Below are 15,684 nucleotides of genomic sequence, written 5' to 3' on the forward strand. Positions count from 1 at the left end.
GCCATTTTCGCAACAGGTAATTCATTGCATGATCGCCTGGCCCCCATAGGGCATCCAAGGGAGGAACTCATGAAACACACAATCGCCGCGCTTTTTGGCGCAACTTTGCTGGCATCGCCACTGGCCGCGCAGGAAACTGACCTGCTGATTGGCTCTACCTCGGCATCGTCGAGCCACTACGGATATTTTGTTGCAGTAGGCCAACTGATCAATGAAAATACCGAAGGGCTGAAAGCCTCTGTGGTTGAAACAGGCGCGACGCTGGACAACATCCGCCGCATGGGGCGCGGACAGATTGACCTTGGCCTGGTGACGACAAATGCAGTGCAGCACGCCGTATCGGGCACCAACGCCTTTGAAGGCAATGCGCAAGACCTGCGCCTGCTGTGGGTGTATACCAACGCGCCGCAAAACGTCGTTGTCCGCGCCGATGCTGATGCCGATAGCCTGGAGGAGTTGGCAGGAAAACGGTTCAACCCTGGCATCAAGGGCGGATCGACCGAAGCCACGACCGAAGCCGTGTTCAAAGCGCTTGGGCTCAGCGCCGATTATGTGCGCGGCTCGACAACCGATATTGTCGGTGCAATCAAGGACAATCGCCTGGTGGGCTATGTCAAATCGGGTTCGGGTCTAAAGCTTGACGGGTCCACCATGGATATCGCGGTTTCGACAGATATTTCGGTTCTTGGCTTAAGCCCGGAACAGGCTGACACCCTGCGGGCAGACATGCCGGATATTTCCGTCGTGGATATTCCAGCAGGTGCTGCTGATGATATCCCTGCGTACAGCACCTGGGCCTTTGGGGTTGGGGTCGCCGCGCCTGCATCAATGGACGACGAAACGGCCTACCAAATTGTTTCTGTTATCATGGCCGACAAGACCGCACAGGCCAATGCCATGGCTGCGCTTGAGGGGGCGAACTTGGCCCAGATGACTTTGGATTATGGCACCATATCGCTGCATCCGGGGGCCGCGCGCTGGTTCGAAGAACAGGGCATGGAGATCCCTGCCAAGTTGATGGCCAAGTGATATGACCCTTGCGAATATTCAAAAAGGGCTTGCCATATTGGTAGGAGCCTTCGTTTTCTACACAGCGGCAAGTGGTCCGTTCGAAGGGCTGATTCAGCGCGCGCTTTTCCTGGCGCTGGTGTCCTCTTTGGGTTTCGCGCTCTACCCGTTGGGCGCTGGCACCCGCTGGCGTCCGATTGGTGTTGCAATTGATCTCGCGCTTTGCGGCCTTGTGCTGATCGCTTGTGGCTATGTCGTTTGGAACTACGACGAAATAATGACGTCGCTGCCCTGGGCCACAACCATAGACAAAGCGTTGACTGTAGGGCTTGTGCTGGCGGTGCTAGAGCTTGGGCGACGCACCGTAGGATTGATCTTTCCGGTCCTCGTTCTGGTGGGGCTGGGCTATGCGCTGTTCGGAAATTTGCTGCCTGGTGCCCTGCGTCATCGCGGTTTTGATACGGCCTTTGTGACCGAGACGATCTTTCTTGGGGATCTTGGGATCTGGGGCATGTTGACGGGGGTAGCGGCAACGGTCATCGCCGCCTTTGTCCTGTTCGGCGCGCTTTTGCTGCATACCGGGGGTGGGCAGGCGTTCATGGATCTTGCCATGCGCCTTGGCGGCCGTCAGCCCGGTGGGGCGGCCAAAATTGCAACCATTGCAAGTGGCCTGTTCGGGATGATCTCGGGCTCTGCGGTGGCAAATGTCGCGACCACGGGCAACTTTACCATCCCGATGATGATCCGGCTTGGCTATCCGCGGCCCTTCGCAGCAGCGGTAGAGGCGGTGGCGTCGACAGGGGGCCAAATCGCACCGCCAATCATGGGGGCTGCTGCCTTCGTCATGGCGGAAATTCTGGGCCTTCCCTACACCACAATTATCCTCGGGGCGATCATCCCGGCTGTCCTGTTCTATGCCTCTGTCTTTGTTACCGTGCATTTTGTCGCCCTGCGCCGTGGCCTTGCCGTTGTTCCGGAGGACGAGTTGCCTGCATGGGCCACCATCCTGTCACCACGTCGTGTGGCACCGATCCTTTGTGCGCTTGGTGGGCTTGGCATCGGCATCTGGCTTGGCCGGTCGATTGCCACCGCTGCGTTTTACGGCGTCATTGGGCTGTTGATCGCATTTATTGCAACCGAAGCGGGCAGGCTGTCCCCGCGTGAGATGATCGGCAAGGTCATCAACGGATTGGAAGACGCCGGAAAAGGCATGGTCATCATCGGCGTGCTTTTGGCGGGTGCGCAGGTGCTGGTGTCGATGATCAACCTGACGGGCATCGGCGTGACCCTGTCATCCCTGATCGTGTCGATGGCGGGCGACAGCGTGCCGATGGTTGCGGTTATCGTGGGTTTTGTCTGCCTGATCATGGGTATGGGCCTGCCGACCACCGCCGCCTATGTTCTGGTTGCAGCCGTGCTGGCACCCGCCATGACAGCCGTGGGTGTTGACCCCTTGGCGGCCCATCTTTTTGTGTTCTATTTCGCCACGATTTCTGTCATCACGCCCCCCGTCTGCGTGGCAGTCTTTGTTGGGTCTGGCATTGCAAACACCAACTGGCTCCCGGCTGCGGGGCACGCTGTGCGCCTTGGCGCGGTGACCTATCTTGTGCCCTTCTTGCTGCTGCTCTTTCCCGGCATGTTGCTTCAAGGCGGCGCTGTTGCGATAGCCGAAGCGATCCTGGCGGGGGCGGCGCTGGTGCTTGCGGTGCCGACGCTGCTGACAGGGTCGCCACTTGTCGGAAACCGGGCGATCGACACGGCTTTGCTTATTGCGGTGATTGCTCTGGCAATCTGGCCCCAGTCATTCACCCCTATCCTTGCCCTCGCCGTATATTTTGGTGCCCGCAGGCTGGGCCAAAGGCACAAGGAGGTCTTGGCATGAACCCCTTCAGAATTGGTTGTGGCGCGGGATTTCAAGGGGACCGGATCGCACCGGCTGCCGATCTTGCAGATCGCGGGGCGCTGGATGTTCTGGTCTTTGAATGTCTGGCCGAACGCACCATCGCATTGGCGCAAAAGGCACGACTTGACGATCCCGACGCAGGCTATGATCCGCTGCTTGAGCGCCGCCTGCGCGCAACCCTGCCGGGCTGTGCAAAACACGGTACCAAGATTATCACAAACATGGGGGCGGCCAACCCGGGCGCCGCAGCGAAAAAGGCCCGTGCCATTGTGGCTGATCTTGGGCTGTCGTTGAAAGTCGCGATGGTGACGGGGGACGATGTCTCTGATCAGATCGCGGATTTCATCCTTGATGAAACCAAGCAACCCGCCTCGACGCTGGGGCAACGCATGGTTTCGGCAAATGCCTATATCGGCGTTTCCGGTATCGTCGAGGCGCTGGCGCAGGGGGCTGACATTGTCATATGCGGACGTGCGTCTGATCCTGCGCTGTTCTTGGCGCCTTTGGTGCATCACTTTGGCTGGGCGATGGACGATTACGAAAAGCTTGGGCGCGGTACATTGATTGGCCACCTGCTTGAATGTTCCGCGCAGATTACCGGTGGGTATTTTGCGGATCCGGGCGTCAAGGATGTGCCTGACCTTGCCAATATCGGCTTTCCTTTGGCCGAGGTAACAGCAGATGGCAACGCGGTTGTGACCAAGCTTGCGAATACCGGCGGGATTGTCACCCCGGCCACCTGTACCGAACAGCTGCTTTATGAAATCCATGACCCCGCGCGCTATCTGCAGCCGGATGTCGTGGCGGATTTCTCGCAAGTTACCTTCGAAGCCATTGGCAAGGATCGCGTGGCGGTGCGCGGTGCAACTGGCCAGCCCCCGACCGGGCAACTCAAGGTTTCGGTTGCTTACCGAGACGGCTGGCAAGGAGAGGGGCAAATTTCCTACATGGGGAGCAATGCCCGCGCCCGCGCCGACCTGGCCAGGTTAATTCTGGACCAGCGACTGACTGCATCTGATATCGACGAGCGTCTTGGGCACCTGATTGGCAGCGAAGAGGAGACGCGCCTGCGCTACACCGCCCGCTGCACCAGTGCCGCCACCGCCCGTTTGATCGGCGAAGAAGTGGAATCGCTTTACCTATGCGGCCCGGCAGCAGGGGGGGGCGTTTCGAAGTCAGTGCGGGAAATCATCGCCATTGCCTCGACATTGATGCCTTCGCAGCGTGTTCAATTGCGCGCTGATATCTTGGGAGTGAACCATGAAGCTGCATGAGCTTGCCCACGGCCGAACCGGGGATAAAGGGGATACCTCCAATATATCCATTATCGCCTACCGTGCAGAGGATTTTGATCGTTTGCTCGCCGAGATTTCAGCCGAACGCGTCGCCGCCTATCTAAACCAGCCGACCAGCGCGGTGTCGCGCTATGTTCTGCCGCAGCTCTGCGCCATGAATTTTGTCCTTAAAGGTGCCCTCAAAGGGGGGGTCACAAGATCCCTGGCACTGGATGCCCATGGCAAATGTCTCTCTTCAGTGCTGCTTGAAATGTCGTTGACATCTGACAGCGCGTAAGCCCCCAAATCTCCGCGTCCCCAAGCCTTGGGCACGCGGGGCTGCTTCAGATTGCTTGGGCCCCAGATTGCTTGGGCCAGGGTGCGTCTTTGGCTAGATTCTGCGGAATGTTTCCTGGATGACCTGTTCGGCCACGGGGGAAAGCTGGCGGTCCTGCTGGACGATCACAAAAAACGGTGAGACCAGAATATCTTCGACGAGATCCAGCCGCGTGACATTGACGTCCAGGCCAGAGCCCGCCAGCAGCTCTGCAACCTCGTAGGATTGCGGCGCGATGGCGGTTGACCCCTGCAAGAGCGCCAGCGCCACAAGCAGGGATGAGGTGTTGGTGACCTGGGTCGGCCTCTTGACGCGATTGGCGTAGAACGCCGCCTCAACCGCGGCGCGGATCGGGGTGCCGCGGTCCTGAATGACCCATTCGAAATCGGCTAGGTCGCGCAGGCGGAGCGACTTGCGCCCGGCCAGGGGATGGTCGCGGCAGACCAGCATAGAGACCACTTCGTTGCGGGCTGGATGAATGCGGTAGTGGTGGCCGCTGTCATCGGGCGGAGGCCGGGCGATGATGAAATCGAAATTGCCCTCATCCAGTCCGCGAAGCAATGCGGCTGAGGGCGCGACCTCGACGGTGAACTCTACCTCTGGGGCCAGCTCACGGACGGCGCGGATCACCGGAACGACCATGCCCACTGCGGGGCCCGTCACCGTGCCGATGCGTACGGATCCCGTGCGGCCGTCGGTGACCTGTTGCACATCGGTTTCCAGCCTGTCGAAGCTCTGGAGGATCTGCCGGGCGTGGCGCACAACTGTTTCGCCGATCGCTGTCGTTGCCATGCCTTTGGCGTGACGGGTGAACAGCGGCGCGCCGACAAGGGTTTCGATTTCAGAGAGCATCCGCGATGCCGCAGGTTGCGATATTGCGATTTCTTCGGCGGCGGATTGAAGCTTGCCTGTCTCTGCCACCCGCAGGATCAGGCGCAGATGAGAGGTCTTGAGACGGCGTGCAATCGACATGAACATAACACCTTTGGTATGTCATTTGTGGTTATTAGAATTTTACTGTTATGTAAACCTGCCCTACCCATGCGGCGAGCCTAATCGCTCGGAATGAGGAAGCGCGCGATAGATATATAAATGACCGCGCATTTTGGGAGGAAACCATGAAACTCACCCGCCTGCTTATCACAGCGGCGGCGTCGGCACTCGTGTCGACTGCTGCCTTCGCTGAAGGAACTGTTGGTATCGCAATGCCGACCAAATCGTCTGCGCGGTGGATCTCGGACGGCAATTCGATGGTGGAACAGTTCGAAGCTGCTGGCTATGGCACCATCTTGCAATATGCCGAGGATGATATCCCCAACCAGCTTGCCCAGATTGAAAACATGATCACCAACGGCGTTGATGTTCTGGTGGTTGCCGCGATCGACGGTACAACGCTTTCGAACGCGCTGGAAAATGCCCATTTCGCCGATATCAACGTCATCGCCTATGACCGGCTGATCCGCGACAGCGAATATGTTGACTACTACGCCACCTTCGACAATTTCAAAGTTGGCGTTCAGCAGGCGTCATCGCTGGTTGACGGGCTGAAAGAGCGCTTTGGCGATGGTCCCTATAATGTCGAACTGTTTGGCGGCTCGCCCGACGATAACAACGCCTATTTCTTTTACAATGGTGCGATGTCGGTACTGCAGCCGCTGATCGACGCGGGCACCGTCAATATTGTATCCGGCCAGATGGGTATGGAAACCGTCGGCACCCTGCGCTGGGATGGTGCGGTGGCACAGTCCCGCATGGATAACCTCCTCTCGGCCCATTACACCGAAGCCCAGGTGCATGGTGTTCTCTCTCCCTATGACGGCCTGTCGATTGGTATCATCTCGTCGCTCAAGGGGGTGGGCTATGGTTCGGATGATCTGAAAATGCCGATCATTACCGGCCAGGATGCTGAACTGCGCTCGGTCAAGTCGATGCTGGCAGGCGAGCAATATTCAACCGTTTTCAAAGACACGCGTGAGCTTGCCCGGGTGACTGTGGGCATGGTTGATGCGCTGCTCAAAGGCGGCGAGCCTGAGATCAATGACACCAAGACCTATGACAATGGCGTCAAGATCATCCCAAGCTATCTGTTGGAACCGGTTTCTGTCGACATGTCGAACTGGGAAGAGGTGATCATCGGGTCCGGTTACTACACGATGGACGAAGTCCAGTAACCTGGTTTCCCTTTGGTTCTGTCCGCTTGCGGGCGGGCAGGCCTTTTCAATCATGGAGGTAGGGCTATGAACGCGCTACTCGAGATGCGCTCGATCACCAAGGAATTTCCTGGGGTCAAGGCGCTCGACTCGGTAAACCTGGCCGTAAAACAGGGTGAAATTCATGCTCTCGTCGGGGAAAACGGCGCTGGCAAATCTACACTGATGAAGGTGCTCTCCGGTGTTTATGCGGCGGGAAGCTATGAGGGCGAAATTCACTATGACGGCGCGCTGGCCGAATTTTCCGGCATCTCGGATTCCGAAGCGCGCGGGATTATCATCATACATCAGGAACTGGCGCTGGTGCCGCTGCTGTCGATTGCCGAAAATCTCTTTCTTGGCAATGAATACGCGGTTGGCGGCATTGTCGACTGGCGCGAAACCAATCGCCGCACCGAAGATCTTTTGCGCAAGGTTGGGCTGTCAGAACCGCCAAGCGCGCTGGTTGATGCGCTGGGCGTGGGCAAACAGCAGTTGGTCGAGATCGCCAAGGCGCTTTCAAAAGAAGTGCGCCTGCTGATCCTCGACGAACCTACCGCCGCGCTCTCGGAAAGCGACAGCCAGGCGCTGCTGGATCTGATGCTTGAATTGAAAGAGCAGGGCGTCACCCAGATCATCATCAGCCACAAGCTGAACGAGGTGCGCCGCGTGGCCGATACCGTGACCGTTATACGCGATGGCACCAGCGTCTCTATCATGGAGGCCGAGAAGGGCGAAATCACCGAAGATCGCATCGTGCGTGACATGGTGGGCCGTGACATGGCCGACCGCTACCCCAGGCGCGCCCGCCGCGCGGGGGAAACGCTGATGGAGGTCAAAGGCTGGAACGTCTGGCACCCGCAGCATAGCGAGCGGCAGATGATCGACGACGTCAACCTGACTGTGCGCGCAGGCGAAGTCGTTGGTATCGCCGGGCTGATGGGGGCCGGGCGCACCGAACTGGCGATGAGCATCTTTGGCCAGTCCTACGGCCGCAATATATCCGGTAGCGTCGAAATGAAGGGTGCCCCGGTTGATGTGAGCTCTGTCTCCAAGGCGATCAAGGCCGGGTTGGCCTATGTCACCGAAGATCGCAAATCGCTGGGTCTGGTTCTTGATGAAACCATTCAGCGCAACATCACCCTGGCCAATCTGCCTGAGGTGTCGCGCAACATGGTGCTGAACGAAGCCCGCGAAACCCAGGTAGCCGAAGACTACCGGTCGGCGCTGAACATCCGAACCCCCAGCGTGTTTCAGAAGGTTATGAACCTGTCAGGCGGCAACCAGCAAAAGGTTGTGCTGTCCAAATGGTTGTTCGCGCAGCCCGAGGTGCTGATCCTGGACGAACCGACCCGCGGCATTGATGTCGGGGCCAAATTTGAAATTTACGGCATCATCAACGACCTTTCGGCCCAGGGCAAAGGTGTCGTGATGATTTCCTCCGAGATGCCCGAACTTCTGGGCATGTGTGACCGTATCTACGTAATGAACGAAGGCTCCTTCGTCGGCGAACTCTCAGCCGAAGACGCCAGCCAAGAGCGCATCATGTCGCTCATCGTGACCGAATAGGAGACAGCAAAATGGAACTTGCAGAAGGCACCGCAGAGGCCCCCAAGAAACTGGGGATCAAGGAATACCTCGTGCGGCATATGCGTGAATATGGTCTCTTGTTTGCCCTGATCGCGATCATGGCATTTTTCCAGATTGTCACCAATGGCACGCTGTTGAAGCCGGTGAACGTGACCAATCTGCTGCTACAGAACAGCTATATCATCATCATGGCGTTGGGGATGCTGATCGTCATTGTCAGCGGCAATATTGACCTGTCGGTGGGCTCCGTCATGGGGTTTGTCGGCGCGCTGGCCGCGGTGATGATCGTCGAATGGGAACTCTCCACCGGAGTCACCATGGTGACCTGCCTTGTGGCGGGCGGCCTTATTGGTGCGGCGCAGGGCTATTGGATCGCCTATTGGAAGATTCCCTCCTTCATCGTCACGCTGGCGGGGATGCTGGTGTTTCGCGGCCTGTCGCTCTGGCTGCTGGAAGGCCAATCTCTGGGCCCGTTCCCGCGTGAATTCCAGATGATATCAAACGGCTTTGTGCCGGATATTTTCCCATCGTGGCTGTCCTCGGCGCTGGCCGATTTGCTGAACGTCAAGCGGGTGAATGTGCTGTCGCTTTCGACGGGGCTGGTCGCGGCGGGGCTGATCACCTGGATGGGCATGAAATCACGCGCCCAGAACCGCGCCTATGGCATGGAGGTAGAGCCAAGCGCCTTCTTCTATGCGCGGATCGGGATCACGTCGTTGGCGCTGATCTTCATCTTCTACAAGCTGTCGACGTTTCGCGGCCTGCCCAATGTGCTTTTGACCATGGGTGTGCTGACCCTCATCTATGCCTTCTTCACAGAGCGCACCGTCACTGGCCGCCGCATCTATGCCCTGGGCGGCAACGAAAAGGCCGCCAAACTGTCGGGTATCAAGACCGAGCGCCTGACCTTTCTGGCCTTTGCAAACATGGGGGTGCTGGCCGCAGCGGCGGGCATGGTCTTTGCCGCACGGCTGAACTCGGCCACGCCCAAAGCAGGCTTTGCGCTTGAACTGGATGTGATCGCAGCTGTGTTCATTGGTGGGGCCTCTATGTCGGGTGGTGTCGGCAAGATCGTCGGCGCGGTTGTCGGGGCCTTCCTGATGGGCGTGCTGAACAACGGTATGTCGATCCTTGGCATTGGCATCGACTACCAGCAGGTGATCAAGGGGCTGGTGCTGCTCGCCGCTGTGATCTTCGATGTTTACAACAAATCAAAGCAGGCCTGATATGACATTTAAACCCGCAAAATGGCCCCGCAAACTGCGCTCTGCCGAATGGTACAGCGGCAGCACCAAGGACGTGATCTACCATCGTGGCTGGATGAAGAACCAGGGCTACCCGGACGATCTGTTCGACGGTCGTCCCGTGATCGGCATCCTGAACACCTGGTCGGACATGACGCCCTGCAACGGCCACCTGCGCGAACTGGCTGAAAAGGTGAAGGCCGGCATCTGGGAGGCCGGGGGCTTTCCGCTGGAGGTGCCTGTCTTCTCGGCCTCGGAAAACACGTTTCGCCCCACGGCGATGATGTTTCGCAACCTCGCAGCGCTGTCGATCGAAGAGCAGATCCGTGGACAGCCGATGGATGGCTGCGTGCTGATGGTCGGTTGTGACAAGACCACGCCCTCGCTGTTGATGGCTGCGGCCTCCTGCGATCTGCCCTCTATCGTGGTGACGGGCGGGCCGATGCTGAACGGCTGGTTCCAGGGCGAACGTGTTGGTGCAGGCACCCATCTGTGGCGCTTTTCCGAGGCGGTCAAAGCCGGGGAAATGACGCAGGAGGAATTCCTGTCAGCGGAGTCTGCGGTGACCCGCTCTTCCGGCACCTGCAACACCATGGGCACGGCCTCCTCGATGGCCTCTATGGCCGAAGCGCTGGGCATGGCCCTGTCCGGCAATGCAGCGATCCCGGCTGTCGACAGCCGCCGCCGTGTTATGGCGCAGCTTTCGGGGCGGCGCATCGTGCAGATGGTTAAGGACGATCTCAAGCCCTCTGACATCCTGACCCGCGCTGCCTTTGAAAACGCCATTCGCTGCAACGGCGCGGTGGGGGGATCAACCAATACGGTGGTACATATGCTGGCCATCGCCGGCCGTGTTGGCATTGATATCACCCTTGATGACTGGGACCGCTGTGGCCGTGACATTGCCACCATTTTGAACCTGCAGCCTTCTGGCAAATACCTGATGGAAGAGTTCTTTTATGCAGGCGGGCTTCCGGTTGTTCTGAAACGGCTGGCCGAGGCCGGGAAGCTGCACAAGGACGCGTTGACCGTTTCGGGGGAAACGATCTGGGATGAAATCAAGGAAGCGGTCAACGGCAACGAGGACGTGATCCGGCCCGTTGACAAGCCATTGACGGAAAAAGGCGGTATCGCTGTTCTCAAGGGCAATCTCGCGCCCAAGGGCGCGATCCTCAAACCCTCTGCGGCTTCGCCTGAACTGATGCAGCATCGTGGCCGCGCCGTGGTGTTTGAAGATATCGACGATTACAAGGCGCGCATCGAGGATGATGATCTGGATATCGACGAAACCTGCATCATGGTGCTGAAGAACTGCGGCCCAAAGGGGTATCCCGGCATGGCCGAGGTGGGCAACATGGGGCTTCCCCCGAAGGTTCTGAAGAAGGGTATCACCGACATGATCCGTATCTCGGATGCGCGCATGTCCGGCACCGCCTATGGCACTGTGATCCTGCACACCTCGCCCGAGGCGGCGGCTGGTGGCCCGCTGGCGGTGGTGCAGAGCGGTGACATGATTGAGGTCGATGTCGAAAACCGTCGCCTGCATCTGGATATCTCCGATGCCGAACTGGCCGACCGCCTGTCCAACTGGCAACCGCGCCATGAAACGGCGGCGTCGGGCTATGCCTGGCTACATCAGGCTCATGTTGAGGGGGCCGATACCGGCGCTGATCTCGACTTTCTCAAAGGGTGCCGCGGGGCACCGGTCGGAAAGGATTCGCATTGATGAAAATTGCACTTGTAGGCATTGGCAAGATTGCCGTGGATCAGCATGTTCCGGCCATCGCCGCCGCGCCGGATTGGGATCTTGCCGCGACCGTATCACGCCAGGGCACAGTTGATGGCGTCCCCGCCTTCACCGATCTGGATGAAATGCTGCAGAACTGTCCCGACATTCGTGTCGTGTCGCTCTGTCTGCCGCCGGTCCCGCGCTTTGTTGCGGCCCAGACCGCGATCCGGGCCGGGCGGCATGTCATGTTGGAAAAGCCGCCTGGCGCGACGCTATCGGAATGTCACGCGCTGGAAACCCTGGCGCGGGCGCAGCGGGTTTCGCTCTTTGCGACCTGGCATTCGCGTGAAGCAGCGGGCGTGGCAGGCGCCAAGGCATGGCTGGCCGACAAGACCCTGCGCCGCCTTACCGTGACCTGGAAAGAGGACGTGCGCCGCTGGCATCCTGGTCAGGACTGGATCTGGCAACCCGGCGGCCTGGGTGTCTTTGATCCCGGTATCAACGCCCTGTCGATCGTGACAGAGATCCTGCCCGATCCCATCCATGTTACCAATGCGGTTCTGCAGGTGCCTGAAAACTGCCAGACCCCGATTGCCGCCTCGGTTGGGTTTTATCATCCACAAGGGGCCGAGATCACGGCCGAGCTGGATTTTCTGCAGCAGGGCGAACAGATCTGGACCATCGAGGCGGAAACGGATCAGGGCAAGCTGATGCTATCCGCTGGCGGCGCCAGGCTGACCATCGACGGCAAGGAAACGCTGGAGGACACCGGCTTTAGCCTGACGGGAGAGTACCCCCGGCTCTATGCGCGCATGGCGCAGGTTGTCGGCGATGGTGACATCGATATGGATCTGTCACCGATGCGCCATGTGGCAGATGCCTTTACGCTGGGGCGGCGGGTTTCTGTCGCACCTTTCATCGAGTGAGCGCACCATGCGGCATGCACCCGTTGAAACCTTTGGCACGACGCCGGGCGGTGATCCCGTTCACCTTCTGCGTTTGGAAAACGGCGGCAGCCGTGCCGCAGTGATGAGCTGGGGCGCAAGCCTGCAGGATTATCGTGTTCAGGGCTGGGAGGCTCCGGTCATTCTTGGCAGTCCGGATTTTGCCGCCTATCTGGGGCCTTTGCAGCATTGCGGGGCAATTGCAGGCCGTGTCGCCAACCGGATCGCCAAGGGGCGCGCGCCCCTGCAGGGCCGCGTTGTCGCGCTGGACCGCAATGAAAACGCCAGGACCTGTCTGCATGGCGGTGCCCGCGGGACCAGTCTGCGCAATTGGACCATTGCCGAATATGACAGCGCGCAGGTGGTGTTGAAGGTCAGCCTGCTCGATGGTGAAGGTGGCTTTCCCGGCAGGCTCGACATCACCGCGCGCTATGCGCTGGAAGATGACGGCGCATTGCGCCTGACGCTAAGCGCCCGAACCGATGCACCGACATTTTGCAATCTGGCCCATCACGCCTATTGGAGCTTTGCCCCCGAGGATGGCTTGCAACACCATGACCTGACCCTGCCCGCCGATAGCTACCTGCCGGTTGATGCCGATCTGATCCCGCTTGGACCGCCTGCGCCGCTGGATGGGACGCGGTTTGATTTCCGCAGGCCACGGGCCGTCAAACGCGCGGGCGATGCACTGTTGGATCACAACTTTTGCTTTGCTGAACCGACACAGGCGTTGCGCTCTCTGTGCTGTCTTGACTATGGCCCCATGCGGCTTGAGGTCAAGGCTGATAGCTCTGGCTTGCAGATTTATGAGGGCGCCCATCTTGATACGGGGCTGGCGGCCACGCTCACTGGTATGCCCTATGGGGCCAATGCCGGCCTTGCGATCGAACCGCAGGCCTGGCCCGACGCCCCCAATCATCCCGAATACCCGGATATCCGGCTGAACCCGGGTGAGACCTATCGCCAGGTCTCGCGGTTTCACCCGCATGTCCGCGACTGAAATCCAAGGAGACAGATATGAAGAAAAGACTGACCGGCATTCTGCCCGTTGCCCCGACGCCCTTTCACGCCGATGGCCGCGTCGACGAAGACGGGATGCGCCGTGTTCTCGATTGCCTGATCGACCAGGGGGTCGATGCGATCTGCATCCTGGCCAATTATTCCGAACAGTTCCTGCTGTCCGATGACGAGCGGGCCACCCTGACCAGGCTGAGCCTCGAACATGTGGCAGGCCGGGTGCCGGTGATCGTGACGATCAGCCACTTTTTTACCGGTATCGCAGTGGCGCGCGCTGTCGAAGCGCAGAAGATGGGCGCGGCGATGGTGATGATGATGCCTCCCTATCACGGGGTCGGGCTGGTCCCCAGTGAGGCAGGGATCCATGAGCATTTTCAGGCCGTTTCGGATGCGATCAACATCCCGATCATGGTGCAGGACGCGCCGCTATCTGGTGTCTCGCTGCCGGTGCCGTCGCTGGTTAAAATGGCGCGCGAGATCGAAAATGTCAGTTATTTCAAGATCGAAACGCCTTTTGCTGCCGATAAGCTGGCAGCGCTGATCGAGGCTGGTGGCGATGATATCGTCGGCCCGTTTGACGGTGAAGAAGCGGTGACATTGCTCGCCGATCTCGATGCCGGGGCAACCGGAACCATGACCTCGGCACTGCAGCCAGAACTGATCCGGCCGATCGTCACGCGCTATCTAGATGGCGATCACGACGGGGCGCTGGCGCAGTGGAAACTGTGCCTGCCGCTGATAAACCATGAAAACCGCCAATGCGGTCTGCGCGCGGCCAAGACGGTGATGATGGCTGGCGGCGTGATCGGGTCGGACCATGTCCGCCATCCACTGAAGCCGATGAGCGAAAGAACAACAACCAGACTCTTGCAACTTGCTGGTGAGCTTGATCTGATCGCACTTCGCTGGGGCAAATAAGGAGACAAGAAACATGACATTTCAAGCACACGGAAAACACCTGATCGCAGGCGATTGGGTGGCAAGTGCCACGACATTCAACTCCGAGCCCGCACATGGTCCGGCCCAGAGCTTCAGCCTCGGCACACCCGGTGATGTCGACCGTGCCTGTAATGCGGCCGAAGAAGCCTTCTGGTCCTACGGGTATTCCACCCGCGCCGAGCGGGCCGCCTTGCTGAACGCGATTGCCGACGAGATTGAGGCACGTGGCGATGCCATCACCGAGATCGGCACGCAGGAAACCGGCCTGCCAGAGGCCCGGTTGCAGGGCGAACGTGGCCGGACCACCGGCCAGTTGCGCCTGTTTGCGGCGCATATTCTCAATGGTGACTATCTGGATCGTCGCCACGACGCAGCGCAGCCGGATCGTGCGCCGCTGCCGCGGCCTGATCTCAAACTGGTGCAGCGGCCCATTGGCCCGGTGGCTGTCTTTGGCGCCTCGAACTTCCCGCTGGCCTTTTCCACCGCAGGCGGTGACACCGCTGCCGCGCTTGCAGCTGGCTGCCCCGTTGTTGTCAAAGGCCATCCAGCCCACCCCGGCACCGGCGAAATCATCGCCGAGGCAATTCGGGCCGCCATCGCCAGTTGTGGTGTGGCACCGGGCGTCTTTTCGCTGATCCAAAGCAATACACGCGATGTCGGAGAGGCCTTGGTGCAGCACCCGCTGATCAATGCGGTGGGCTTTACCGGTTCACTTGGCGGTGGGCGCGCGCTGTTTGATCTTTGCGCCGCGCGACCTGTTCCGATCCCCTTCTTTGGGGAACTGGGCAGCGTCAACCCGATGTTCCTGTTGCCGACCGCCCTGCAGGCCCGTGGCGGCGATATCGCCACTGGCTGGGCCGGGTCGCTGACCATGGGGGCCGGGCAGTTCTGCACCAATCCGGGTATTGCCATCGTCATTGATGGCGCGGATGCAGATGCCTTTACCAGGGCGGCGATCAACGCGCTGGAGCCGGTCGGCGCGCAAACGATGCTCACCGATGGGATCGCCAGCGCCTACCGCGCCGGGCGCGACCGTCTGGCCGCCAGCGCAGGGGTGCAGGAACTGCTGACCTCCAGCTGCGATCAGCGCAATGCGACGCCCTATCTGTTCGCCACAACCGGCGCAGAATGGCTTGCCAATCACGCGCTGGGCGAAGAGGTCTTTGGCCCGCTCGGCCTGATCGTCCGGGTCGCGGATGAGGCTGAAATGCTGAAGGTGGCGCAGTCCTTGGAAGGCCAGCTGACCTGCACGCTGCATATGGACAGCGGCGACACCAGCCTTGGGCAAAAGCTGATGCCTGTGTTGGAACGCAAGGCCGGCCGTGTCATGGCAAACGGCTTTCCAACCGGTGTCGAGGTCTGCGAGGCGATGGTCCATGGTGGGCCATACCCTGCCTCGACCAATTTTGGTGCAACCTCGGTGGGCACCTTTGCGATCCGTCGCTTCCTGCGGCCTGTCTGCTATCAAAATATCCCCGACAGTCTTCTGCCGGGCGATCTGGACTGACAT

The 15,684-nt window shown here is 59.7% G+C and carries 13 protein-coding genes; 12 read left to right on the plus strand and 1 reads right to left on the minus strand.

The genetic code is table 11. From position 1 onward, the window contains the following. Positions 1 to 69 precede the first annotated feature (69 nt). The 4 genes from LRK71_RS06195 to LRK71_RS06210 are packed head-to-tail and all read left to right on the plus strand — an operon-like array spanning position 70 to position 4,483. Positions 70 to 1,029: a TAXI family TRAP transporter solute-binding subunit gene (locus LRK71_RS06195; RefSeq protein WP_232401878.1), complete on the plus strand. Its 960-nt coding sequence runs from the start codon at positions 70 to 72 to the stop codon at positions 1,027 to 1,029. 1 nt (position 1,030) lies between these two features. Beyond that, the gene (locus tag LRK71_RS06200; protein ID WP_232401879.1) at positions 1,031 to 2,890 is read left to right on the plus strand and encodes a TRAP transporter permease; all 1,860 of its coding nucleotides are present in this window, start codon (positions 1,031 to 1,033) and stop codon (positions 2,888 to 2,890) included. Continuing rightward, a complete protein-coding gene (locus LRK71_RS06205; RefSeq protein WP_232401880.1) occupies positions 2,887 to 4,185 on the plus strand; it encodes an acyclic terpene utilization AtuA family protein in 1,299 nt (432 codons plus the stop codon). Before LRK71_RS06200 ends, LRK71_RS06205 begins: the two co-directional genes overlap by 4 nt. Then, the gene (locus LRK71_RS06210; protein ID WP_232401882.1) at positions 4,172 to 4,483 is read left to right on the plus strand and encodes an AtuA-related protein; all 312 of its coding nucleotides are present in this window, start codon (positions 4,172 to 4,174) and stop codon (positions 4,481 to 4,483) included. Before LRK71_RS06205 ends, LRK71_RS06210 begins: the two co-directional genes overlap by 14 nt. A gap of 93 nt (positions 4,484 to 4,576) precedes the next feature. Here LRK71_RS06210 and LRK71_RS06215 read toward each other — a convergent pair whose 3' ends face one another. Continuing rightward, positions 4,577 to 5,494 carry a LysR family transcriptional regulator gene (locus tag LRK71_RS06215; protein WP_232401883.1) on the minus strand — a complete coding sequence of 306 codons (918 nt, stop codon included), beginning with the start codon at positions 5,492 to 5,494 and terminating at the stop codon, positions 4,577 to 4,579. Between the two features lie 146 nt (positions 5,495 to 5,640). Between LRK71_RS06215 and chvE the strand changes: the two genes are divergently transcribed. The 8 genes from chvE to LRK71_RS06255 all read left to right on the plus strand — a co-directional run bounded on the left by chvE (position 5,641) and on the right by LRK71_RS06255 (position 15,681). After that, positions 5,641 to 6,693, plus strand: a complete 1,053-nt coding sequence (chvE, locus tag LRK71_RS06220; protein ID WP_232401884.1) for a multiple monosaccharide ABC transporter substrate-binding protein — start codon at positions 5,641 to 5,643, stop codon at positions 6,691 to 6,693. A gap of 66 nt (positions 6,694 to 6,759) precedes the next feature. Next, entirely contained in the window at positions 6,760 to 8,280 is a 1,521-nt protein-coding gene (mmsA, locus tag LRK71_RS06225; protein ID WP_232401885.1) for a multiple monosaccharide ABC transporter ATP-binding protein, read from the plus strand. Positions 8,281 to 8,291: 11 nt separating this feature from the next. Next, the gene (mmsB, locus tag LRK71_RS06230) at positions 8,292 to 9,527 is read left to right on the plus strand and encodes a multiple monosaccharide ABC transporter permease (protein ID WP_232401886.1); all 1,236 of its coding nucleotides are present in this window, start codon (positions 8,292 to 8,294) and stop codon (positions 9,525 to 9,527) included. A gap of 1 nt (position 9,528) precedes the next feature. After that, positions 9,529 to 11,271, plus strand: a complete 1,743-nt coding sequence (gene araD / locus LRK71_RS06235) for an L-arabinonate dehydratase (RefSeq protein WP_232401887.1) — start codon at positions 9,529 to 9,531, stop codon at positions 11,269 to 11,271. After that, positions 11,271 to 12,200 carry a Gfo/Idh/MocA family protein gene (locus LRK71_RS06240; protein WP_232401888.1) on the plus strand — a complete coding sequence of 310 codons (930 nt, stop codon included), beginning with the start codon at positions 11,271 to 11,273 and terminating at the stop codon, positions 12,198 to 12,200. Before araD ends, LRK71_RS06240 begins: the two co-directional genes overlap by 1 nt. A 7-nt stretch (positions 12,201 to 12,207) precedes the next feature. Continuing rightward, a complete protein-coding gene (locus LRK71_RS06245) occupies positions 12,208 to 13,218 on the plus strand; it encodes an aldose epimerase family protein (RefSeq protein ID WP_232401889.1) in 1,011 nt (336 codons plus the stop codon). Between the two features lie 17 nt (positions 13,219 to 13,235). Next, on the plus strand, positions 13,236 to 14,153 hold the full coding sequence (locus LRK71_RS06250) for a dihydrodipicolinate synthase family protein (protein WP_232401890.1): 918 nt from the start codon (positions 13,236 to 13,238) through the stop codon (positions 14,151 to 14,153). A 13-nt stretch (positions 14,154 to 14,166) separates the two neighbouring features. Then, positions 14,167 to 15,681 carry an aldehyde dehydrogenase (NADP(+)) gene (locus tag LRK71_RS06255; RefSeq protein ID WP_232401891.1) on the plus strand — a complete coding sequence of 505 codons (1,515 nt, stop codon included), beginning with the start codon at positions 14,167 to 14,169 and terminating at the stop codon, positions 15,679 to 15,681. Positions 15,682 to 15,684 lie beyond the last annotated feature (3 nt).

The organism is Pseudophaeobacter flagellatus, from assembly GCF_021228235.1.
GTDB lineage: Bacteria > Pseudomonadota > Alphaproteobacteria > Rhodobacterales > Rhodobacteraceae > Pseudophaeobacter > Pseudophaeobacter flagellatus.